This is a genomic window from Euzebyella marina (assembly GCF_014855515.1).
Taxonomy (GTDB): Bacteria; Bacteroidota; Bacteroidia; order Flavobacteriales; family Flavobacteriaceae; genus Euzebyella; species Euzebyella marina.
In genome coordinates, this window is record NZ_JACYFK010000001.1 from 119,038 (window position 1) to 144,449 (window position 25,412).

The 25,412-nt window shown below is 37.0% G+C and carries 14 protein-coding genes; 12 read left to right on the plus strand and 2 right to left on the minus strand.

The window, feature by feature from the left end:
- The first annotated feature begins 39 nt into the window (after positions 1-39).
- The 12 genes from IL356_RS00495 to IL356_RS00550 all read left to right on the plus strand — a co-directional run bounded on the left by IL356_RS00495 (position 40) and on the right by IL356_RS00550 (position 14,176).
- A complete protein-coding gene (locus IL356_RS00495) occupies positions 40-870 on the plus strand; it encodes a polysaccharide biosynthesis/export family protein (RefSeq protein WP_121847737.1) in 831 nt (276 codons plus the stop codon).
- Positions 870-3,194: a GumC family protein gene (locus IL356_RS00500; RefSeq protein ID WP_121847736.1), complete on the plus strand. Its 2,325-nt coding sequence runs from the start codon at positions 870-872 to the stop codon at positions 3,192-3,194. The genes IL356_RS00495 and IL356_RS00500 overlap by 1 nt, the downstream gene beginning before the upstream one ends.
- 134 nt (positions 3,195-3,328) lie before the next feature.
- Complete coding sequence (locus IL356_RS00505; RefSeq protein WP_162987807.1) at positions 3,329-4,621, plus strand: flippase; 1,293 nt, start codon at positions 3,329-3,331, stop codon at positions 4,619-4,621.
- Positions 4,618-5,532, plus strand: coding sequence for a hypothetical protein (locus IL356_RS00510; RefSeq protein WP_121847734.1), 915 nt, complete (start codon positions 4,618-4,620; stop codon positions 5,530-5,532). Before IL356_RS00505 ends, IL356_RS00510 begins: the two co-directional genes overlap by 4 nt.
- 139 nt (positions 5,533-5,671) lie before the next feature.
- Positions 5,672-6,832, plus strand: a complete 1,161-nt coding sequence (locus tag IL356_RS00515) for a glycosyltransferase (RefSeq protein ID WP_192466524.1) — start codon at positions 5,672-5,674, stop codon at positions 6,830-6,832.
- Between the two features lie 14 nt (positions 6,833-6,846).
- Positions 6,847-8,343: an O-antigen ligase family protein gene (locus IL356_RS00520; RefSeq protein ID WP_121847732.1), complete on the plus strand. Its 1,497-nt coding sequence runs from the start codon at positions 6,847-6,849 to the stop codon at positions 8,341-8,343.
- A gap of 4 nt (positions 8,344-8,347) precedes the next feature.
- Positions 8,348-9,199 (plus strand): glycosyltransferase family 2 protein, encoded by an 852-nt coding sequence (locus tag IL356_RS00525; protein ID WP_121847731.1) that lies wholly within the window; start codon positions 8,348-8,350, stop codon positions 9,197-9,199.
- Complete coding sequence (locus tag IL356_RS00530; RefSeq protein ID WP_121847730.1) at positions 9,200-10,282, plus strand: glycosyltransferase family 4 protein; 1,083 nt, start codon at positions 9,200-9,202, stop codon at positions 10,280-10,282. It begins immediately after the preceding gene.
- 108 nt (positions 10,283-10,390) lie between these two features.
- On the plus strand, positions 10,391-11,515 hold the full coding sequence (locus tag IL356_RS00535; RefSeq protein ID WP_121847729.1) for a glycosyltransferase family 4 protein: 1,125 nt from the start codon (positions 10,391-10,393) through the stop codon (positions 11,513-11,515).
- Positions 11,505-12,281 (plus strand): WecB/TagA/CpsF family glycosyltransferase, encoded by a 777-nt coding sequence (locus IL356_RS00540; RefSeq protein ID WP_205601274.1) that lies wholly within the window; start codon positions 11,505-11,507, stop codon positions 12,279-12,281. The genes IL356_RS00535 and IL356_RS00540 overlap by 11 nt, the downstream gene beginning before the upstream one ends.
- 6 nt (positions 12,282-12,287) lie before the next feature.
- The gene (locus IL356_RS00545) at positions 12,288-13,307 is read left to right on the plus strand and encodes a Gfo/Idh/MocA family protein (protein ID WP_121847728.1); all 1,020 of its coding nucleotides are present in this window, start codon (positions 12,288-12,290) and stop codon (positions 13,305-13,307) included.
- Positions 13,307-14,176: an aldo-keto reductase family protein gene (locus IL356_RS00550; protein ID WP_121847727.1), complete on the plus strand. Its 870-nt coding sequence runs from the start codon at positions 13,307-13,309 to the stop codon at positions 14,174-14,176. Before IL356_RS00545 ends, IL356_RS00550 begins: the two co-directional genes overlap by 1 nt.
- A gap of 26 nt (positions 14,177-14,202) precedes the next feature.
- Here the strand turns inward: IL356_RS00550 and IL356_RS00555 are convergent, their stop codons facing one another.
- Positions 14,203-18,201 (minus strand): non-ribosomal peptide synthetase, encoded by a 3,999-nt coding sequence (locus tag IL356_RS00555; RefSeq protein ID WP_121847726.1) that lies wholly within the window; start codon positions 18,199-18,201, stop codon positions 14,203-14,205.
- Between the two features lie 64 nt (positions 18,202-18,265).
- Positions 18,266-24,898, minus strand: coding sequence for a polyketide synthase (locus IL356_RS00560; protein WP_192466525.1), 6,633 nt, complete (start codon positions 24,896-24,898; stop codon positions 18,266-18,268).
- Positions 24,899-25,412: the final 514 nt, after the last annotated feature.

Here is a 25,412-nt window from a genome sequence, read left to right on the forward strand (position 1 = left end):
CATCATAATACCACTTCCCCCACCAAACTTTTTATACTCATGAAATTTATCGAGGAAACCTTCCTATCATCGCTATTGACAAAATTTCGAGAACGATGTAGTTTTAATTCTCTGGCTATCTGCTTATCCCTTGCCGCACTTTGTTCTTGTGTCAATGTTAAAAAAGCGACTTATTTTAATAATGTTGGCAATTTGGAATTCTTAGATGAGTTCGAGGTTCAAGAACCAATTCTTAAGAAGAATGACATTCTAAGTATTTCAGTTAGCAGTCTTAATCCCGAAGCTGCTGAAATGTTCAATGTATCTAATCTAACCGCAACCCAAAGCTCTTCTTCTGAAGGTAAAACGACACAAGCCTCAGGTTATCTCATCGACCAAGATGGGTTTATAAGTTTTCCTTTTTTAGGAAAAATAGAAGCGGCAGGAATAAGTAAAAAGGCTTTACGCGAATACATAACTCAACAATTAGTTGATAGAAAATTACTATTAGAACCAATTGTTGATGTAAGATATCTAAATTTCAAGGTTTCAGTCCTGGGTGAAGTTAACGACCCTTCAGTTCTAAGTATCCCAAATGAAAAGGTGACCTTATTAGAGGCGCTTGGACTAGCAGGCGATATGACCATATATGCTAAGCGAGATAATGTCTTGTTAATTCGTGAAGAAGGAGGTATTAAAAAGACAAGAAGAATTGATCTTACAACCAATGAATTATTTACATCACCTTTCTATTATTTAAAATCAAACGATATTATTTATGTACAACCTAGCAAGTCAAAAGTTGCTACAACCTCACGTGCAACTCAGTGGCTACCTGTGGTCATTAGTGCTCTGTCATTAATGGTAATCTCTATTTCAAGTTTCAGATAATGAATAATCACCCAATGACCGATGCAAACTCAATGAAAACCAAAGACAACTTGTTCTTGGCCCTCTTGGGCAAGTACCTGCCCTTTTGGCCAATTTTTATAATGCTCTTTGTTTTCTGTATGATTTTGTGCTGGAGCTACTTGCAATTCGAAAAGCCACTTTTCGAAATTTCTGCCGCAATGATGATAAAAGACGAAAGAAAAGGGGTCGATGATTCAGAAATAATAGAAGCAATAAATTTATTTGATTCTAAAAAGATATTAGAAAACGAAATTGAAATAATCAGGTCGAGAGAGGTAATAAGTAATGTTGTTGATAGTTTATCCCTGTACATATCGCAATTTGAAGAGACTGGATTTTTTGATAAGTCGGCATACCACTCCTCACCTATTCAAATCAGGTTTAGACATTCAGATAGCATTAAAATAGACCCAAAAATTGAACAAAAAATATTCTTTCAATTTGATACCGAACAAAAGACGGTATCTATTGAGAACAAAACTTACCCATTGAACAAATGGGTAAGAATACCGTTGGGGGAATTAATTTTCACCGCCAGTAACTCTCAAATAGAAAAAACAGTAAACCCTATATACTTCACTATTAGTAACGTAAAAAATGTAACTAATAATATCATTGAAAATCTAGAAGTAAATACAACCGATAAAGTTTCTACTGTTGTCAATCTCACTATAAGAGACGCAATACCTCAAAGAGGTGAGACTATTTTAAATGAGATAATCAAAGCATACAACCAGAAAGCCCTAGCTGATAGAAATTATTTGGCCAAAAGCACATTGGCTTTTATTGAAGATAGAATGACCAGTGTTGAAAACGACCTGAACTCTTTAGAGGCCGAAGTTCAGAAATTCAAATCATCGACAGGTGCAGTAGATTTAAGCGAACAGGGAAAACTATATTTACAAGATGCCGGACAAAATGATCGAAAAATTGAAAACATTCGTCTGCAAATGGCTGTTTTAGACCAAGTTGAAGATTATGTTTTATCTAAAAATAAATTAGGTGGCCTTGTGCCCTCTACCTTGGGCATTGAGGACCCTATTTTAAGTCAACTATTGGAGAAACTTTACGATTCAGAAATTCGATACGAGCGGCTAAAAAAGACTACTGCTGAAAACAACCCGATTTTACTTTCAATTACTAATGAAATTGAAAAGATTCGGCCAAGTATACTAGAAAATATCAAAAATCAACAGGTCAATCTGAATGCGAGTTTAGGAAATTTAAATAGAAATTCAGGAAAATTCAATTCGGCCCTAAAAACGTTACCCGAACAAGAACGTGCTCTTTTAGAAATTAAAAGAAGAGAAGAAATTAAGAAAGACCTCTTCTCATATCTACTACAGAAAAGAGAAGAAACGGCTTTAGCCTATGCCCCCACTCTAGAAGACACAAGAATTGTAGATAAAGCCGAGGCATCGCCTCTACCTGTCAGCCCAAATCCTAAAATGGTTTATGCAATGGGCATTCTAATATCATTATGCTTGGCGATGGGCTTTATCGTCATAAAAGAAGGACTAAATAATAAGATTCTTTTTAGACATGAAATTGAAAAATTGACTCAAATTCCAATTATTGCCGAAATCACGCATCAATATGAAAAAGAAAGTAAAGCTGCAATAGCATACAATGAACATAATCTTAATCAGTTTCGAGATCTTAGGTTAGCATTGGGTTTATATGGAACTTCCAAAGACATCAAGAAAATTACCGTAACCTCAAGCATTGAAGGCGAAGGAAAGAGTTTTCTTTCCAAGAATCTTGCTCTCAGTTTAGCATCATCGGGCAACAAAGTAGTTCTAATAGACTTCGACCTTCACAAAAAACAGTCATCCCCTTTATTTAAAAAATACAAATCCGAAGGCATATGTGGCTTTATTTACGGCAAAACACAAGTGCAAGAATTGCCTCAAGAAACGAATATTAACAATCTATTCATTATAGGTAGTGGTGCTAATAATGCCAACACCAAAATTTCAGATTTGCTATTGGGCTTCGATTTAAATAATCTTTTCGGGTATCTAGAAAATAAATTTGATTATATTATTATTGACACCCCGCCTATAGGTTTTGCTACTGATTCCTATGTTCTTGCAAACCATTGCGACCTTACTTTATTTGTTGTCAAACACGCATATACGCCAAAAGAATTGGTAGGAATACTTGACAGCAGTAAAAATCTGCAAATGATAAACAAGGTCTTCATTGTTTTTAATGGTTTAAAAAATAGAGGGTATAAAACTCTAGGCTATGGAGACAATTATGGCCAAGTACCGAGTAAGATAGCATATTACAATCATTAATGAAATTGAAAATTTCTCGATGACATTGCAACATAGAAAATAGCCAACAATTTTGATTTAAGCTCAATGGAGCTTTTATATACATGCACGAAAAAAGACAAAACTTTCTATTAAATAAGATAAAAGCTTTAAGCATGAATGAAGGTGTTAAAAAATATGCATTTAACACTTCTTGGCTATTTAGCGAACAGATTATTAGAATGGTCGTGGGTCTTCTTGTTGGTGTATGGGTCGCAAGGTATCTTGGGCCTTCAAAGTTTGGCCTTTTAAACTACGCCTATAGCTTAGTGGGCCTTTTCGGAGCTATAGCTACTCTTGGCCTAAATAGTGTTGTCATTAGGGATATTGTAAAAAGCAAAGAGAAAGATGTCAACATACTCTTGGGCACTGCATTTTTCTTAAAAATAATTGGGGCGGCTATTACCATCTGTATTTTATGGGTTTCTATTGTGTTGATAGATGGCGATAAACTTACATCAATCTTAGTGTTTATCATTGCTTCTTCAACTATCTTTCAAAGTTTCAATGTAATCGATTTCTATTTTCAGGCTAAAGTAAAATCCAAGTTCGTCGTCTATACCAACTTTATTGTTTTAGGGGTAGCTAGCCTTCTTAAGGTTATATTAATAGTTACAAAAGCCCCTTTACAGTATTTCGCAATGGTTTTTCTTGTTGAGAGTATTATACTTGCCCTAGGGCTATTCTTATTTTATAAACTTCAAAAAAACAATATTAAAAATTGGAAATTCAGAAAACTCATTGCAAAAAAGTTATTAAGGGATAGCTGGCCTCTTATTCTATCAAGTATTGCAGTCTCTATTGGAATGCGTATTGATCAAGTTATGTTAAAAACATTAATAAATGAAGAAAGTGTTGGCTATTATTCGGTAGGGGTAAAACTAGCAGAAGTATTTAATTTCATTCCTGTTCTTATTGTCCAATCGGTATTTCCAAAAATTGTAGGCATGAATTTTAATTCCGATAGAAAAGTACTTGTTCTACTAATTCGATACGTTTTTTTCGCACTAATAATTTTGGGACTAGTTGTTAACACTTTGTCTCAATTTATAGTAAATCTTTTGTACGGTCCTAATTATTATCCCAGTTCAAATGTTCTTGACATTTTGATTTGGACAATCCCTTTCGTATATCTCAATTTAATCACCATTGCAATCCTACAGACCAAGAACTTTAATAAAATGGTATTAATAAGACAAGCAACTTTAGCAGGATTAAATATCCTCGTCAATCTTTTTCTTATACCTCGCTACGGGATACTCGGAGCTGCAATTGCTACAGTTTTTGCAGAATTTTCGGTTATATTATTGGGTTTTCTAATTCCCAAAGAAAGATGGGTTTTTGGTGTTAGAGCACAAGCTTTACTATTCATACCTGAAAAATTTTTTACCACTCAAAAAAAAATATGAAAACACCTTTACTCTTCATAACATTCAATCGCCCGGATACAACGGCGAAGGTTTTCGAAAAAATAAAAAATCTTAAGCCGAAAAAACTCTTTATCTCTTCAGATGGGCCAAGGAATTATGTTGAAGGTGAATTTGAAAAGGTAATGACCTGCAGAGAAATGTTTAAAAAAGAGAATATTGACTGGGATTGCGAAGTTAAGCGCCTCTATTATGATGAAAATAAAGGCTGTGCGCTTGCAGTGTCAGACTCAATTACCAAATCATTTGAGCTTGTTGACGAATTGATTATTCTTGAGGATGATGTAATTCCGCATCCTTCTTTCTTTACTTTTTGCAGCAAAATGCTAAATCAATATAGAGATAACCATAAAGTTATGCACATCTCTGGAACCAGGTGGAACCCTGAGTTCGAAGTTGGGAAAGGAGACCATTTCTTCAGCCTTATAGGACATATTTGGGGTTGGGCTACTTGGAAACGGGCTTGGAAAAAATATGATTACGACCTTAAAGATTTACCTCAGTTTGAAAAAGACAAATCATTACAAAAATTATATCAAAGTAAATCAATAAGTAAATTTTGGCTCAAAAATTTTCACTCGGTTAATATGCCAAATAAAAAAACTTGGGACTATCAGTGGCAATTTAGCATATTTTTTAATGAAGGGCTTGCGGTAGTACCTGCTGTAAATCTAACCTCAAACATAGGCACTCAAGGTGTTCATTATCAAGGAGAAGCAACAGAACATCATTTTCAAGAGACTTTTTCATGGGAAGAACAACCTGACATCTTTGTTAATATCAAGGTTAATATGGAGTATGAGAAATATCATATGAGAAAAAGATTTATGAAAAAACCTCCATTAAGTAAACGAATTAGAGATAAAGTCAGAAGAACAATTGCTAGGCCATAATGAAAAAAATCCAATGAAGTCTGACAATATATGACTAGAAAACTTTAAAAGAAAGATTCCTTTTTACATGAAAATTACTCATATCTCAACATTCGGCAGTGGTGGGGCGGCAAAAGCGGCAAAAAGAATTCATGACCAAATGAAGAAAGATGGTCATGACAGTAGATTTTTGTTTCTTGAAAAAGGGTCTGAAAGTAAATATGAAATTAAATATTCTAAAAAGCTATACTTAATTGACTTGGCAGCTCGAATATTAAAGAAAATGGGCTTACCTCCTAATCTTGAGCAGTCGAATGACTTTAAGATTAGGAGATTCAAGAAAAAATTTGAATATTTTTCATTTGCCAACACTTCTTATATTGATCTACCCAACCATGAGGCTATTCAGCACTGCGATATTATAAACCTGCACTTTGTAGCCAATTTTATTGATGTGCCTAGTTTTTTTAAGAACATTAAAAAGCCCATTGTTTGGACCTTACATGACATGAACCCCTTTCAAGGCGGTTTTCACTACAAACTAGATGAAAAAGCTTATGCTTTTCAACTCAATGGTCTTGACGACGAGCAATATGACTTTAAAAGAAGGGCTTTCAAACCATTATCTAAGAATTTATTGACCATTGTAACGCCATCATTTTGGATGTATCAAAAATCAAAAGATTCACAACTCCTGAGAAAATTCTCGCATTTTCATATTTCAAATGGTATAGACACCGAAATATTTAAGCCATTAAACAAAAAAGAATGTGCAAAAAGTTTAGAGATGTCTACAAATAAACCTATAGTCCTTTTTGTTGCAGAGAGCCTTCGAAATAAGAGAAAAGGGTTTAATCTTGTTTTAGACCTTGTAAAAGACCCCAATTTGCTTCTTAAATATCACTTTGTCGCAGTTGGGGAAGTTCAAAATTCTAGAGCAACAAAAGATATCACATTTTTAGGAAGAATCAGCGATGAAGTTCAGATGAGCAAAGTTTATAATGCTGCCGATTTTTTTATACTCCCAAGCATTGAAGATAATTTGCCGAATACAATGATAGAAAGTCTCTGTTGTGGCACTCCAGTAGTAGGGTTTGAAGTGGGCGGAATTAAAGAGACCATTACAAACGGTGAGAATGGGTTTTTAAGCAAAGAGATAACTGTGGATGGTCTCAAAAAAGCTCTTTTGAATTGCGATGAAATCGGGATGGCGAAATATGGCCAAAAAATAGCTGAAAATGCACGATTAAAATTTCAACTTACTCTACAAACGGATAAATATATTGCTTTATACAATAGTCTTGTTCGACAGTTGTCTTAAAAGAAAAAACTTGAATGATACTACAGACAAATAGCTTAAAAATTATACAGGTTAGAGACCACTCGTCTCCTACATGGTTATTAACCTTGAGTATCATTTTGATGACTTTATTTGGTTGTCTGACCGATGCAACTTACCCTGTTTTTGTCAATATTGTGGCTTTGGCGACATTGATAATATTATTCATTTTTTGGCTTGAGAGAGAAGACTATACCTCCTTTTTGATTCAACTAGTCATTGGAAATTTTTTCATTTTTGGTGCCAAGTATGGTGGTAATTTTAATATTTCGGCGTCGCTAGCAATTTTAGTGGTCTATTTAGCAAAAGGTAAATTTACTACGCTAGGGCCAAGTTCTTTAAAGAGTTCACTCTTGAAAGTACTGTTTCTGTGGTGGCTCCTTCAATTATTAGGTGTTTGGGCGGGTAACGAGTTTCCTTTGACATTTAAAGTGCAATCAATCCTGGCTTTTTCTTTACTTCTTTATCTTTTTTATTTCACATCAAAAATTAATCTCACGGCCAACAAATTAACTACCATCTTCATTGCTCTTACCTTATTCTTTTACTACTTATTTCTCGTATCTGTAAATCAACGTTATATTTTCATCAATTATGACTTGCCGTTCCTTCCTTTGAATCCTGACAATGTTGATTACGAACTTGGAATCATTCGTAGTTCAGCTACCCTAGGAAATTTTGAAGCTTATGCCGAATTTTGCGTCTCTTTCATTGCCATTCTTTTTCCTTCTTTCATCAGTGGTTCTCTATACGCTCAAAGTAAAAAGCTATACGTATTGGTGCTCATTGCCATGCCAATTTCTGTTTATTCAATGGTGCTAACCGCAACTAGGTCTTCAATGCTACTTTTACCCTTCATTTTATTAACTGCCTTAGTTATTTTAGGTCGTAGAGTAAAGACTCTTGTTCTTTTTCGATTCTCTATGTTTATACTAATTCTTCTCTTACTTAACAGTACATTTCATGTAATCGATTTCTCTGTTTTTTTGGAAAGATCAAAGAGTATTGACTTCGAACGCCTAACTATCTCGAAACTTATAAGTGGTGAGGAGATGAATCGAGGAGATGTCTTTGATTATGCTTGGAATGAAGTCAAAGAAGCTAACACTTTAATTGGCCGTGGGTATTTTAGCACCATTGATGAGTATAGATCGAATCATTTTCCAGTTGACAACATAGGTGATGGAATCGCAGATTACCATAATATTTATTTAAGTTCTTATGTTCTTTGGGGAAGTGTAGGTTCTTTTTGCCTAACAATACTGTTTTTTTACGCAATATATAATGGTCTTGTCACCTATTGGAAATTTAAAGAACATGGCTCATTTGTAGTAGACTTAATTTTAGGCTTTACCATTATGTTCTCATTCTTTCTGGTTAATCAATTGAAAATTCAATTTATACGAGATGTAAATTATTTTATGCTCGTATTGCTTCTTCTAGCAATATTTATTTCCGCAATAAAAATTATGAAGACAAACAATTACACATAAGTAAATGAGAATAGCCATTTTAATTACTTCATATAATAGAAAGGATAAAACCTCTGCATGCCTCAAGAGTATTTATGAGCAACTATTACCTCTTGGAGTAGAGTTGCATATCTTCTTGACTGATGATAATTCTGAGGATGGCACTTCAAATCACATAAAATCTAATTTCCCAAAAGTACATTTATTTAAAGGCACTGGAGAACTGTTTTGGGCGGGTGGAATGCGTTACACTTGGAATAAAGCGAAGGTATCTAAACCGACCTTTTACTTTTTGCTCAATGATGATACAATTCTAAAAAAGGATGCGGTAAGAACATTAATCGACACACATAAAGATTGGCTAAACAGAAGAGAAAAGCAAGCTATAATCATAGGAAGCACTATAGATGACAAAGGTAAAATCTCATATGGAGGTTGGAAACTAAAAAATAAATTCGGTCCAAAAAGCAAAGCTGTATATAATGAAATTTCACCCATGCCTTGTGATTTAGGAAATGCCAACATTATGTTAGTACCTAAAGAAATTGAGGAAAAAATTGGCATTTTATCAGAAAGCTATACTCACGGAATTGCAGATTACGATTATACTTTAAATGCAAAAAGAAATGGTTTCGCTGTAGTAGTAGCTCCTGGCGTTTTAGGCAGTTGTGTTGATGATCATGGAAAGAACTGGAAACCATCAAGCAGCAAATTATCTGAAAGAATCCAATATCTATATAGTCCGAAAGGCCTTGCATATAATGAATACTTAACTTTTATTAAACGTCACTTCCCCCTGCATTTACCCTCTGCTATGCTTAAGCTTTGGTTAAAGACATTATTCCCTTTCATATACGAAAACTTCAAAACCAACTAAATGATTTATGCCAAACCGAAAATCACATATCTCACACAAGTTCCTGGCCCTTATAGGGAAAAAATGCACCTCAAGCTCGGAATCGAAAATTCATACCAATATTCAGTGATCTATTGTGCGAGATTAGAACCAAATAGAACATGGAACCTTGAACTTGAGAATTATGAAAAATTTTTTCTAGCGGACAGATCAAAGACCTATAGACATAACAATCCCCAAGTTTGGAAATTACTGAACAATCTTGACCCTGATGTGCTAATAATAACTGCCTTTAAACCAACAATGCTTTATGCAGTGTTTTGGTGTATTCTTAAAAAAAGAAAGGTGGTAGTTTATAACGATGGCACTTTAGAATCGGAAAAAGACTTTTCTAAAATCCAAAAGTTAATAAGAAAGCAAGTTTTCAAAAGAACGCAGGCTTTCGTAGGGCCGGGTAAAGGGGCTTTTGATTTGTACAGAAGTTATGGCGTATCTGACAAAAAAATGTTTAAAAGCTGCCTTTGTATCGATAACTCAAGATTTAATGGTAAAAAAATGAAGGATAGGAAATATGATCTTTTGTTTTCAGGGCAAATTATTGCAAGAAAATTACCTCTGCTATTTGTAGAAGTAGCAAAAAAAATACGCCGTCAAATACCTTCTTTGAAGGTGTTGATTTTAGGAGACGGAGATTTAAAGAATGAGATGTTGAACGAACTTGATAAAGCAAAAATCGATTATGATTTTAAAGGGTTTCTTGATCAAAACTGTTTACCTGCTTACTATGCGGATTCCAAGGTTTTTCTGTTCCCCACTCTTAATGACCCTTGGGGTATCGTGGCGAATGAAGCATGTGCAAGCGGAACCCCCGTGGTTACAACAGAAGTTGCTGGCGTCGCCAACGATTTAATCTTACATGGTGTTAATGGCCTTATTCTACCAGTAAACACTGATATCTGGGCAACTGAAGTATGTCTATTATTAGAAGATGAAAACAAGTTAAGCGAGTTCTCTCGGAACGCTATCAATTTGGTGAAAGAGTATAATCATGAAATGGCTGCCCAAGGTATTATAGAATCTGTGGAATTTGCCCTTAAAAACTAAAGCATGTTAGTTTGATTATTAAGTAAATGAATATTTGATATTTGAGAAATTATCCTATACCCTACTTAATTACTGATTATTCCAATCCAACGTAAAACTTATTTATATATGACAATTAATGACACATATAGACCAAAAGTTCTGTTTTTAATGCATCTCCCTCCCCCTGTTCATGGTGCTGCAATGGCAGGAAATTATATTAAAAACAGTAATCGAATCAACAATAAAATAGATGGCACCTATATAAACCTGGCAACCAATAAAGAACTCAATCTATCGGGCAAAGGAAATTTTAAAAAAATAGTAACCTTTTTTGCCATCATTAAAAATGTCTTGCTTACACTCAAAAAATGTAATTATCAACTTTGTCACATGTCTTTAACCGCTAGTGGACCGGGCTTTTACAAAGACCTGGTATTAGTTTACTTGCTAAAGAGACGTAAAACCAAGATCATTTACCATTTTCACAACAAAGGTGTTGCAGCGGCAAGTCAAAATAGATTGAATAATTGGCTCTACAAATATGCCTTCAAAGACACGTGGTCCATTTTGCTTTCACCACATTTGTATAAGGATGTCAGTCGTTATGTAAGCGAAACAAACGTATTTTATTGCCCTTATGGCATCCCAATATCCGAGAATGATTGCTCCAAAAAAGTAGAGAAACAAAACAAGATCTGCAATTTTCTTTTTCTCTCAAATATGATTGAAGAAAAAGGTGTTTATATCCTGTTAGATGCTATAAAAAAATTAAAGAATGATAAGGTTAATTTCCATTGCCATTTCGTAGGTGGTTGGTCAGATATTACCCCTATAAAATTTGATAATTACTTAAAACTTAATAACATCAGCGATGTAGCATCTGCTCATGGACCAAAATATAATAAAGAGAAAGAGTCTTTTTATTTAAAGTCAGATGTATTCATCTTTCCTACATTTTACCACTACGAAACATTTGGTATTGTCAATTTAGAAGCGATGCAACATTGCCTACCCATTATCTCAACCCCAGAAGGTGGTATTCCTGATATAGTAGTTAATGAGAAAACAGGCTTCTTAGTCCCGAAGAAAGACTCACAGCAACTGGCAGAAAGAATGAAACTTCTTGCAGATCGACCAGATATTAGAAAAGAAATGGGCATAGCAGGAAAACAAAGATTCGAGGAACTTTTCACAATTGAAAAATTTGAGGAAAGGCTATCTGATATTTTGATTAAAGCTTGTGAAAAATGATAAACCTGACTATATGAAATCAAACCTTCCATCCTTTTCGAATACTAATGTGCTTGGGTATGAAGTCTTCTCTTCTTCCTTAGATGTAATAAAACCTAATATAGACAAAGTACTTATTAACACTTTTAGCCCAAATTCTTATGGTTTGGCCAAATCCGATTATTTATTTGAGGAAGCTTTAAAGAAGACTGATGTACTTGTTTTAGATGGCATGGGTATAGCTATCGGGTCAATTTTGATCAATGGAAAGAACATCAAAAAAATTGCTGGGGAAGACTGCTTTAATCACTTTATGAAATTGGCCGATCAAAATAGGTGGAGAATCTTTTTCATGGGCTCTTCCGAAGAAACCTTAAAAAAAATTAAAAGTCGAGCTATTAGAGAGTATTCGAACATTACAGTCGAATTTTATTCTCCTCCCTTCAAAAGTGAATTCACTCTTGAAGATAATGACATTATCGTACAGTCAATAAACGATTTCGAACCCGATGTTTTGTTTGTTGGACTTACTGCACCTAAACAAGAAAAATGGGCTTACTTCCATAGAGATTTAGTAAATGCCAGAATAATAAGTACTATAGGAAATGTTTTTGATTGGTATGCAGGAAACAGTAAGCGCCCCTCTAAAATATGGATTAAACTTAGACTTGAATGGTTTATTCGCATTTTTCTAAGACCAGAAATATTTAAAAGAAATACTAAAAATCAAATGAAATTTTTCAAGGATGTGATACTTCATGTCTTATATATAAAAAAAATCAAATAAAAAATTATGGTAAAGGTAGCGTTAATAGGTGCAGGAAAAATGGGAATATCACATTTGTCAATTCTTGGAGCACATAAAGATGTTGAAGTAGTCGGTGTATGTGATACATCTTCAATAGTGCTTGGAGCATTGAAAAAATATACACAATTTCCATGTTATAAGAAAGTTTCTAAAATGCTTAACGAACAAAGGCCCGATGCTGCTTTTGTGGCGGTTCCAACTAAGTATCATTATGAAATGATAAAGCAACTTTTAAATCATGAAATACATGTTTTTTGTGAAAAACCATTTTGCATAGAGCCTGCACAATCCAAAGAATTGGCTAAGATTGCCAAAGAAAAAGGCTTAATCAATCAAGTCGGCTATCATAATCATTTTATTGGAACCTTTAGGGAAGTAAAAAAAATAGTTGAATCAGGGGTACTCGGTGAAATCTATCACTTTGCTGGTGAGGCGTACGGACCAGTAGTTACCAAGAAAAAAGACAAGACTTGGAGGTCAAAACCTGATGAAGGAGGTGGCTGCCTCATGGACTATGCCGCACATGTCATAGATTTAATAAATAACATTCTAGCCCCTATTAAAAAGGCAGACGGAACTATTCTAAAGTCTATATATTCTGAAAATGTTGACGATGCGGTATACTCGGTTTTACAACTAGAAAACAATATAAGTGGCGTACTATCAGTGAACTGGAGTGACGAAACCTATCGTAAGATGTCAACTTCAATAAGTATTTGGGGCACCAAAGGTAAAATCACTTCCAACGCCAGTGAACTTCGACTCTTCGTTCAAGACAATACAAATTTGGCAGGATATGAAAAAGGATGGAATATAAAATACATTACGGAACTAGCTTCACCTGTAGACTTCTACCTTCGGGGAGAGGAATATTCGGCCCAGATCGATTATTTTATCAAAGCCATAAAAAATAAGGGGCCACACAGTATAAACAGTTTTCAAAGTGCTGTCAATACGAACAATGCCATTTCATTAATTAAGACAAACCATCTAACAAAACTATAATGGAAAGAATACTATACGGAGACAATCAATTTTTTGCAGTTAACCACATCTCAGACGTAAAGTCGCTTGAACAATCTATAAAATTCAAGGACAATAAGGTCATTATGAATACAATTGACGACGCTATCAATTCTGGCATCAATACATTCATGTGTACAACACACGACCGTATATCATTTGTTTGCGAAACCATCAGAGAAAATCCGGAAAAATATAAAGACTTCAATATCTATCCCTGTATGCCCTATGCCCATAAATATGCCAATGCCGTTACTGAACTTGGCATACAAGGTACCTTGAAGCAGTACATGCCAGGTAATTTCTTTGGATCAATGTTTAAAGGAGGTAAGGCCCTAGTATCTCAAGATTATATCTCAATTATGGAGTTATTGATTGATTCTGAAATGAAAATGTTTAAAGGTGTAAATACCCCAGTCATTTTTCTTCAAAATGTTATTACAGATTTGCTTCTAGGTTTGGGAATGGATGATGTCTTAAAAGGTTTTCATGACTATGTAATTAAAAAATATAATTCTGAACCGGGATTCATTACTATGAACCTTCCTAAAATGGTAGAGAAGTTAGAGTCATTAGGCATTGAAAATCCTATAATTTGCACCTCAATCAATAGTGCTAACTTTAGAATGTCCGGTGGTAAAGAAATTTATACTGAGACTCTTAAATCAAAAAAGTTTAGGGGTATTGCAATGCAGGTTTTAGGCGGGGGAGCTATTCATCCTAAGGAAGCACTAGAGTATGTCTGTGATTTGCCGAATATTCAATCAATTCTTTTTGGAGCATCATCAAAAAGAAACATTCAAAATACTGTGCAGATTATTAGACAGTTCGATAATGGCAAAAATGATTAGTTTTATCTGTCTAGGTTAGTCGAAGGCTATTTTAACCTAAGTACCTTCTGCAAGATTTCTGCAGATTTTTTATCATGCGGGGGAGAAAAAATCAAAGTATGATCACCAGGAATGCTATGAACTTTTACTCCCTTTTTGGCCAATTCGTTCCACCCCATGTACTTTTTGTCATGTACATAAAAGGTGTCTTTTTCAACCCTAAATAAATCTACTTCAATATCTATCGGCACGATATGATATTTACTCATGGCCTCGTTGTTTTTCTGATCTAACTTTAAAGGTTGTTGGTATCTTATTTGGTGCTGTTCTTCCTTACTGCTTCCGTCATTGCGAAGAAGCTGTTTAATATCTTCCGCCCTTCCGTTAATTCTTTCCAAAAGTGCCTCTTTATCGGTCACAACTTTATGCAATACATAAAAGAATTTTCCAAAGGTATATTTGGCAATGGCCCATTTTCTTTTGAGAGCAGTTTTATGGTAATACGGTGGAAATACATAGGTATCAAAAAGCCCCAACATAGCTACGGTCTTCTTCTGCGCCAAAAGTTGTTTCGCCATTTCGTAAGCTATGATACCCCCAAAAGAGTATCCTGCCAAAAGATAAGGCCCTGAAGCATTGGCCTCCATGATTTCGGACAAATAATGACTGGCCATTTCCTCAACGCTTCCCAATGGTTCATCAATACCATTAAGGCCTTTGGCCTGTAAGCCATAAACTGGTTGGTCTACATCTAAATACTTACCTAGTGCGTTGAATATCAAAACATTGAGCCCCCCACCATGCACTATATATAACGGCGGCCTTGATCCGCTCGCCTTAATAGGAACCAAAGACTTCCAGGAGGCATTTTCAGCACTCGAACGGGACTCAAATAAGGTTGCAAATTTTGATATTGTTGAGTATTCTAACAATGATGATAGCGGCAATCGTTTTCCTGAACGTTGTTCTAAAAGCGCCATTACTTTTACAGCGGTCAAAGAATGACCGCCCAATTCAAAGAAATTAGCATGAATATCTATGGCCTCTAATTGCAAACATTCTTGCCATACCTCCGCAACCATAATCTCCTCTTCAGTGCGAGGGGCAGTGAAAGAATTCGAAACGTGAGAAGGTTGGTCAAGCACCAATTGCTGTAACGCCTTTTTATCAATTTTTCCATTAAGGGTTTTGGGCATTTCGCTCAACACCATAAACTCATGCGGAACAAAATGGGCGGGCAGTTGTTTAGCTAACCCTTGACGCCATTTTTCTTTAACTACCTCTTCAGCATGGCCTTCTTTAATCAGTAAGTATGCTACCAATCGATTATCAACACCTAATACTACAGCGGTTTTTACCTCAGAAAACTTCGATAGTTCATATTCTATTTCTCCAGGCTCGATACGATACCCACGTACCTTAATCTGATCGTCAACGCGGCCTAGGCATTCTATCTCTCCATTTGGCAACAATCGCCCTAAGTCTCCCGTTTTGTATAGCGTAGCGTCTTGCAGCGCTGAGTAACCATTAGATATGAACTTTTCTTCAGTCAGTTCAGGCCGACCCCAATAGCCCACAGAAACACCATCACCTCCTATGGCAATTTCACCGATATGGCCGGGCAATGCCAGACCTCCGTTTTGACCCAGTATATAAACTTGGGTATTTTGAACAGGTCTACCGATTGTAATGACATTATCTTCGTCTTCTACTTGCTTAATAAGACTGTAAATAGTCGTTTCGGTAGGGCCATACATATTCCATACCTCGGAACACCTTTCCAACAGGTTGTTCGCCAAATTCTTTGACAGGGGCTCCCCCCCGCAAAAGGCCTTCAAGGGCAATGGTTTTTCCCAACCTGAATCCAGCAACATTTGCCACCTAGCAGGAGTTGCCTGTAAGATGGTTATGGATTCTTCTTCTATCAACTCGATCAAAAGTCTGCCATCCTTTGCGGTATCTTGGTCCGTTAAAACGAGAAGACCTCCCACCATTAATGGGAGAAAGAGTTCGAGCTGAGCTATATCAAATGATATATTGGTAACCGACAATAACCGGTCATTAGAATTCATTCCGGGCTTTTCAGCTATACTGCATAAAAGATTGGCTAAATTTTGATGGCTGATAGAAACCCCCTTTGGCCTACCCGTAGAACCGGAGGTATAGAGCAGGTATATCATCGAGGACATTTCAACATCTTGCTCTAAAGGAAGAATCGATTGTTGTTTTCTTTCCTCCTGAATTACTTGTAGTTGTAAGACTTTGACATCTAAATCTTCCGGAAAAGTTTTGTAATCATCCATTATCAAAAACCTAGCGCCTGAATCAGATAACATGTATTGCTTTCTGGCCATGGGATAACTAGCATCTAAAGGAAGGTAGGCAGCACCACATTGAGAAATTGCCAACAACACCGTTACCAGTTCTATTGATTGGCTTAGAGCGACCCCCACCACATCACAAGGCCTTATACCCACTTTCTGTAAATAATGTGCTGTTTGGTTTACCTCTTTTTGGAGACTTTCATAATTTATCGACTGTTCTTTAAAACGAATGGCCTCGTTATTCAAATGTTCTTCAATAGTATGGAATACCAATTTATGAAGAGGTAACTTTTGAAAGGGAACTCTGGTCTCATTGAGTCTTTCATACACTTCCCTTGTTTTCAACCCGATAATTTCACCTAGCTCAGTTTTCGGATTTTCGGCCAATTGTCTTGCCAAAGTTTCAAAGGCGGCCATCATACGCTCAATACTAGATGACTTGAACAGATTTACATTATAAGACCATTCAAAGACGATACCTTTATCTGAACCCGTCAAATTCAAAAAGAGCTCAAAAGTCTCAAACGCTCTAGGGTTACTCACAATTTCAAATTGGAGACCGGAAAATGCAACACCCTCTGCCATTCCCAAATCGATATTGAACATTATTGGTATGAGGGGTACTCTTGCAGGATCTCTAGCTATATTGAGCTTTTGAAGAAGTTGGCCAAAACTCAATTGCTGATGATCGTAAGCATCAAAAAGTTGAGTTTTACGTTCTTTGAGATATTCTTCAAAACTAACATTGGGTCTTGGATTACTTCGAATTGGCAGCGCATTGACACAATGACCTACCAGCCGATTCTTTCCTACAGCAGGCTGCCCCGCCGTAGGCAAACCTACCGCTATATTTTCATGACCCGTTTCTTTAAAGAGGAAAATCTCAAAGGTTGCCAAAAGTGTGCTCACCAAACTGGACCCTACCTTTAAACCCGTATTCTTTATGGCGTTTAAAACCTCTTGGTCAAAATGGAAATCCGCTCTCTTACTTTCGTAGGTTCTTAGCTTCTGAGCGTCAAAATCAATGGGTAACGAAAAATCAGGAATAGACTGTTTATATTCATTCAGCCAAAAGCTAAAATCTTGGTCATATTCCCCTTTCAGCATTCTTTTTCTCTGCTCGTGGGCATAATCGACAAAACTTTCCGCTAAAGGTAGTTGTGCTCCTCTTTCTTCGACCAAAGCCGAATAGAATGAGCCCAATTCTTGAATTAAGATACCAAATGACCAGCCATCGCAAATAATATGGTGGGCCATGAGGTTGAAGAAATATTGATTTTGAGACAGTCTTACTAAACTAGCCTTTACCAAAGGCCCTTTATTCAAATCAAAAAGATAATGGGCTTCGGCTTTTAATATTTTTTTAAAAGCCTCGTCTTTTTCAAGTGAATCGAGTGAGGTAAGGTCATGATTAACTACCTCTGTTTCAATATTCTTTAAAACACTCATGTACCGACCGTCGGTACTGAAAACCGATCGTAAAGATTCATGTCGCGCAAGAATAGTTTGAAATGCACTCTCCAATGCAGAGACTTCAACATCTCCTGTTAATTTGATTGAAATAGATTCGTTGTAGGCCCTATTCGCATCGTCTGAACCTATTTGACAAGAAGCCCAAATTTCTTCTTGAGCTGGAGTCGTATAGGCAATACGTTCAATTTCAGGTCCCTCAAAAGGGTTGTGGCTTTTTGATTCTTTAAAAAGAGTTATCTGCTCACTCATTGGTTGGTCACTTTTGATTAGGTAAAGTCAGAAGGAAAAAATGGGATACTTTAATTTACTCTTCTCAAATTTCAATTTTGACGTATTCTCCCTCTTTATCATCACTAGGAACATACCATGCTGGATTACCTTTTTCATCCCTACCTAATCTAGCTCCTGTAATAGGAGGAGAATTTAAATTATCGATATCCTTCAGTTTGGTTTCTTTTGAATCTTTTAAATTGCCAGAACTACTTAAAATACCTTCTTCTATTAATTCATTGACACTATCAAGGATAGCATTAGTCAATTTCTTAATATCATTTTCAGCATATGCTTCGGTTAAAAAGCAAGGAAATCCGTCCCAAATATGAATTCCTTTTTCTCTTAACAAGACAAATAAAAGCTCGGAAAAAGGTATTTCTTCGGTAAAGGTCAACCTCCAAAGAGAGCTAAAATGATGGATGGTGATAGGGAGGCCCAACGATGTAAACCGTTCATTTAGGTTAAAAACAAATTGATCGGTCTTTTTGTTCATCTCCTCTTGCAAAGCCGGCCCTTTTTGTTTTAAATAGGCTAAGGAGGCTTTACAAGCGGCCAAGGCCAGCGGATGACGCACAAATGTACCGGCGAAGTAGGTAACCCCGACCTCTGGAAAGGAATCATCCCCATAACTCCAGTAACCGCCATCCAAGGCATCCATATACGAACGCTTTCCAACAATTGCACCTACCGACATACCACCTCCGATAACTTTACCGTAGGTTGCCAGATCAGCCTTTATACCAAATAATGCCTGGGCCCCACCCAAGTGCGAACGGAATCCGGTTATTACCTCATCAAAAATCAGTACGGCACCCGATTCTTGGGTCACTTTTCGTACTTCCTTTAAAAAAATAATAGGCCTAAATTCAGGTCTACGACTTTGTACAGGTTCTACCAATACAGCGGCTAATTCATGGGCGCGTTCTTTAATAATCTGTAAACTTTCCTCGGTACCATAATCCAAGATGAGCATATTCTCTACCGTATTCGGCATTATACCGGCCGCAGCTGGAAAAGTCTTTAACTTTTTCGTACCCCTAACAATTCCCTCGTCATTTATACCATGATAGGATCGGGAGAAAGCAACGATCAACGACCTACCGGTTACAGTTCGAGAAATGCGCATGGCACCTAAAACCGCTTCGGAACCCGTATTGCAAAGTGCCGCCCTTTCATGCCCGGTAAGCTCACATAAAAGTTGTGAAACCTCGCCTGCTAGCGGATGCTGAGGCCCTACCTCATAACCTGCATCGATTTGGTCTTTTAATGCTTCCGCAATAAAATCGGGTTGATGCCCGAAATAACATGACCCAAAACCGTTTAAAGCATCTAAGTACTCGTTCCCATCAATATCCCACAACCTGCTTCCTTTTGATTTGTTCACAACCAAGGAATAGGTGATCTCTTTCGTCTCAGGTTTAAAACCTGAAACCACCCTAGGATCTGACATATGCCCACGATGCTTTTGAGTATATGCCTTACTCTTTGCTGTTTTTCGAACATAGCGCTGAATTAGATCGTCTAGAAAACTTTGATGTTTATTTTCCGCACCATTTATTTTTCTCTCAATTTTTGGAGAAGCCCCAAAAGGCTTGGCATGCTCCTTTTTTTCTTCCTCGGTGCGATCATCCTCTACCAGATTTGAACCATTTAAAATGGTATGCCCTATGTCATTATGACTGGACTGAACATTTTTTTCGACCGGTCTGGTATTATCTTGTACGGCATTTCCTTGCAGAAGATTAATTTGTTGCCCCAATAATTGAAGCTGCTGTGCGATTAAACTTAATGCTGTTTGCTGATTAGAATTAGAGGGTGCCGCCAAAGTGCCTGTGCCAACTGTGTCAAGCTCTATTTGACTAGGCATCACTTGTTCTATTTTTGGCTGAAAAGCTCCTTCTGGCAAATGCTCGTCCAAATATTTAATAAGAAGCACGGGTGATGCACACTCTTCATTCAATTGACGAAAGGTCAACGGAACTTGAAATTCATTCTTACAGGCTAGAGCTACTTGGGTAAGTATTAAAGAATCGAGACCCAGCTCCAAAAAAGAGGATTCCCGTTCATCAGCTTCTATCTCTATACCGGCCGTATTGTTAACTATTTCTTTCAGTTTATCGAAAAGGATATTTTTTCTCATTGGTTTGGTTGTTTGTAAACCTCTTGGCTCTTTTAATGATTCATTGGTCGCTGCTGTGCCGGAAGATTGGTTTGCTGTAGACTGTAGAGGCTCAATCCAGCAAGGTTTTCTATCGAAAACATAGGTCGGGAGCGGCACTTTTTTTCTCTCTTGCCCCTTGTAAAAGGTTTTCCAGTCAATTTCAAAACCAGACAACCACACGTTGCCCAAAGCGGAAAGCAATTGTCTGTAAACCTGAGTTTGGTCATCGGTCGGCGAAAGCACAGGGAACACTTCTGAAAACTTCGCCTTTTGCTGCTTGACAAAAGAAGTTAACGCCTGACCTGGGCCCATCTCTAGCATGACTGCGCCCTGAATAGAAAGCAATACTGCGGAGGCTTCATCAAAATGTACTGTTTCACGCAAATGATCTGCCCAATAATCAGGACTTATAGCCTCTTCATCGGACAGAATTTCACCGGTAACAGTTGAAACCATTTTCAATTGGGGAGGCGTAAGATGAATAGTTGAGATATACTTTTTAAACTGCGGTACAATCGGATCCATCATATGAGAATGAAAGGCATGGCTGGTAGGCAAAACCTTATGGGCGATTCCCTTTGAAGATAATAGACCAGCAAACGCTTCAATATCGGAAAGACTGCTCGAGACCACGCTCAACTTATTGGAATTGGAGGCACCTATATTCAAACTATCCGGCAATAATTCTTTGAGTTCGGAGGCAGATAACCTTACCGACAGCATCGAGCCTCTAGGTAACTCGCTTACTAGCTTTCCTCTTATCGCTACTAATTTAAGTGCATCTTCCAAGGTGAAAATTCCCGCCAAATGGGCAGCCACAAATTCGCCTACGCTGTGACCACAGACTACCGTCGGTTCTATACCCCAACTTTTCCACAGTTGACTTAGGGCATATTCAATAACAAATAAAGCGGGTTGCGCATAACGAGTGTTATTAAGACGCTCCTGCCCTTCTTCGGTTAAAGTTTCTGGATACAGTATCTCAAGAATATTGATTCCTGCATTTTCCTGTAATATATGGGAGCATTTGTCTACCGCCTTCTTAAATTCAGGCTCGTTTTGATATAAAATTTGGCCCATACCAAGAAATTGTGCCCCTTGGCCCGGAAAAAGAAAAATCATTTCATCACCAACTTGCTTTAGATGATTTGTTTTGCGGAAAGCCAGCTTTCCATTCCCGAATGAATTTTTGAAACCTTCATTACTGTCAACAATAAAAGACCTGTACGCAAAGTCATTTTTAAAACTATTTAATGAATAAGCAATATCGGCTATCTTTTCATTTGTTTTGTCTGAAAAATATCTTTCTAAAGTCTCGCCATATTTTGTTTGGCTATATTCTGATTTGGCCGACCAAGTCAGTATTTGAAAAGGTCTTCCCTCATCGGTGGCAGTAACCTTATCCTCTATATATTCCTCTAAAATGGTATGAACATTCGTACCGCCCACACCAAATGAACTTACGCCTGCTCTTCTGACACCATTGGAGTTCCATTCCATTAGTTGATTGTTCAAGAAGAACGGACTGCTTTCAAAATTGATAGCAGGGTTGGACTTTTCAAACCCTAATGAAGGCGGTATTTTTTGGTTTTTTAAAGCTAAAACGGTTTTTATCACTCCGGCGACTCCGGCAGCAGCAGTCAAATGCCCCATGTTACTTTTGATGGACCCGATAGCGCAGTACCCCTTTTCACTTGTTGAACGGAAGGCTGTTTGAAGTCCCTCAAACTCAATAGGGTCACCTAAGGGCGTGGCAGTACCGTGAGCCTCTATATAACTTATTTCTTCCGGTTTAAGATTTGCGTCTTTTAACGCACTTTTTATAGCTCTGGCCTGCCCCTCAACACTGGGGGCCGTAAAACTTGCTTTGTTGCTGCCGTCATTATTGACACCCACCCCTTTAATGACTGCATGAATGAAATCTCCATCCCTTTTGGCCTCTTCCAAACTTTTTAGGAGAACCACACCTGCACCATCACTGAACATAGTACCTGTACTCTTTGCATCAAATGGTTTGCAATGACCATCAGAGCTAAACATAGCCCCTTCTTGATACAGGTGACCGCTATTCATAGGTGCCGTGACACTTGACCCTCCGGCCAAGGCCATCTTACAATGCCCGTTTCTGATAGCATCCACCGCTTGAGAAATGGCTAGCAAAGAGGTTGAACATGCTGAATGAACACTTACCGCCGGACCTTCTAGATTGAGATGATAAGCCGTTCGTGTTGCCACATAATCTTTGTCATTGACCATTTCTACATTGGTCATACCCAGGTTGGTCAACAGCTCTTTGTTGGGCAGTATGTTATTTCTATAATAACTGTTAGACCCGACGCCGCCATATATTCCTATACTTTTTTCAGAATCACCGTTTACACCGGCATGTTCAAGAGCTTCCCAACAGACCTCCAAAAGAAGTCTCAATTGGGGATCCATTGTTTCAGCCAATTTAGGATTAAGTCCAAAAAAGTTATAATCAAAAAATTTAGCTGATGGCACGATACCTCTTGCGGGAACATATCTTTCATCATTTGCGACAGTCGATGGTATCGAAAAATCTAACTCCTCTTTTGAAAAGAAGGAAATGGTCTCTTTCCCATTTTGAAGTATTTCCCATAAGTCGTCAATGGATTCAGCCCCAGGGAATCTACCTGCCATACCAATAATGGCTACATCGGTTGTTAGCTTTTTTTGGTTATCCTGTGACCATGTCACATCTTCCTTGGAAGATTGCACTACTTTATCCTGTAAATGCAGAGAAATTTGGGCAATTGTTGGAAACTGGTATAATTTGATTACCGCAACATCACTATTCAACACCTTACGCAATTGAACAATAGTTTTTTGAGCAATTAGAGAAGTGCCACCCAAGTCAAAAAAATTATCATCAATACCTATCTCTTCAAAACCCAAATTTTCACACCAAACCTTACAAATTTGCTTTTCAAGTATGGTCTTAGGCTTTCTCAATATTGGAGCATCAACAGGCCTTTGGTATTGCACAGAAGGTAACTTCTCTTGGTCAATCTTACCATTTATAGTTCGAGGAAAATCATCTACCCATATAAAAAGAGATGGTATAAGAAAATCGGGCAGTTCATTTTGCAATTTCAGACGAACTTTCGAAGAATCTTGTATTTCATTACTCGACTGAATGTATGCTATTAATCTAAGTTCGTTTTGATACTCTTGAACTATAACATGAGCTTTACTTATCTCTCTCAACTGGGAAATGGCCACCTCTACCTCCCCTAACTCAATTCTATGCCCCCTTATTTTTACCTGACTGTCTTTTCTTCCTATAAATTCAACATTTCCATCAGCAAGCAATCTGCCCAAGTCACCTGTAAAGTAAAGCTTGGCATTCTCAATGTTTGAGAATTCATCTTTTAAAAATTTTTGTTCATTCAATTCCGGCCTGTTCAAGTAACCAATGGCCACACCATCGCCACCTATGGCTATTTCTCCGACCATCCCCTGTTCAACTTGCTGCTTATTTTCATCTAAAAAGTAGCCTTGAACATTTGCCAATGGCCTACCAATACTTATGGTTTCTTCATTCCCGAAAATTTCAGTCATGAAACAACATACCGTAATTTCTGTAGGCCCGTATAGATTAAAAAGTCTTCTACATTTCTTTAGAAGTTCTAGGGATAGTGACTTCGTCAAAGCCTCCCCGCCACACAATATCTTAATATCAAGAGGTTCTTCCCAACCGGCATCCAATAGAGACTGCCATATACTAGGAGTGCCGTTGATAGCGGTAACCTTATCTCTTCTCGCCTTTTCCAAAAGCAACCTGCCATCCAGACGGGTTTCCTCATCCACAAAGTCAATACATGCCCCATGTAACAAGGGCACATATAATTCCATTACCATCGGATCAAAAGAAATTGTGGTCAACGAAAAAAACTTATCGCTTGGATTAACGTCAAGCTGTTTACCGGCAGAATAAATAAGGTTCGCTAAACCTTTGTGAGCTATCTGAACTCCTTTGGGCACACCCGTTGAACCAGAGGTATAAATAATGTAAGCACAAGTTAAGTTTGATACTTTCAACCCTAACTTTTGGTTTTTTAAACTCTGCTCACAACTTAAAAAGTGTTTATAAAAAACCGGTGTCGTATTAGAGGGAACATAACCTTCTGAATTATCGGTAATATAGAACCTAGCGCCAGAGTCCGTTACCATAAAATCCTTTCTCGACTGAGGATAGGTTGCTTCAATGGGAACATATGCCGCACCACACTGCATCACTGCCAAAAGTGATACAACGAGTTCCGGAGAGCGATTCATAGAAATTGCCACTATATCTCCAGCGCTAACCCCTTTCTCACTGAGAAAGTTTGCCATTTTGTTGACAGACACTCTTAACTCTGAATAGGTTGTTTGCTTACCTCGGTCTTCGAGTGCTATATTGTCAGAGAACCGTAAAGCTATCTCATCAAAAAGCTCATGTAAGGTAAAGTTGGGATATTCAATTTTTGCCCCTAGAATCGAGAAATTCATAAATCTTGAATTTAATTGTGAAGGAAATTTAAACTCCATCCACTTTTATCAATCAACAAATCATATACAGAGTCCAAATTATCAGCCTATAGTCTGGGGGCAACCAACGGAATCTGTATGCTTAACGAAAATAAGCAATCTTATAACCAATACTAAGAGGACTGGGCAACAGGAGCATAAATTCGATTATTTGTTAAAAAAGTTAAGGAGTCGCTATACAATACTTATTTAATTAACATTTTTTTGAAAATCTAATTTTCAGACCATTTTCATTAATCGATGAAATAAGTATTTGGTCGATTAACGGCAGAAAATAGATGATTGCATCAAGAAATCTATTTCATATCAACTCTAGAAAATGTCTGGTTAGATCAAACCATTTTTGAAACAATCTTCAAACCTTTAAGGCTTTACTATTTTTTAATCAACTATTTACCAACAATATGAAAAAGAATATTTCTTTAAATTGTAATTTACTCTTTTTGATAAGGATTAGTTTTTAAGTACCCAACCA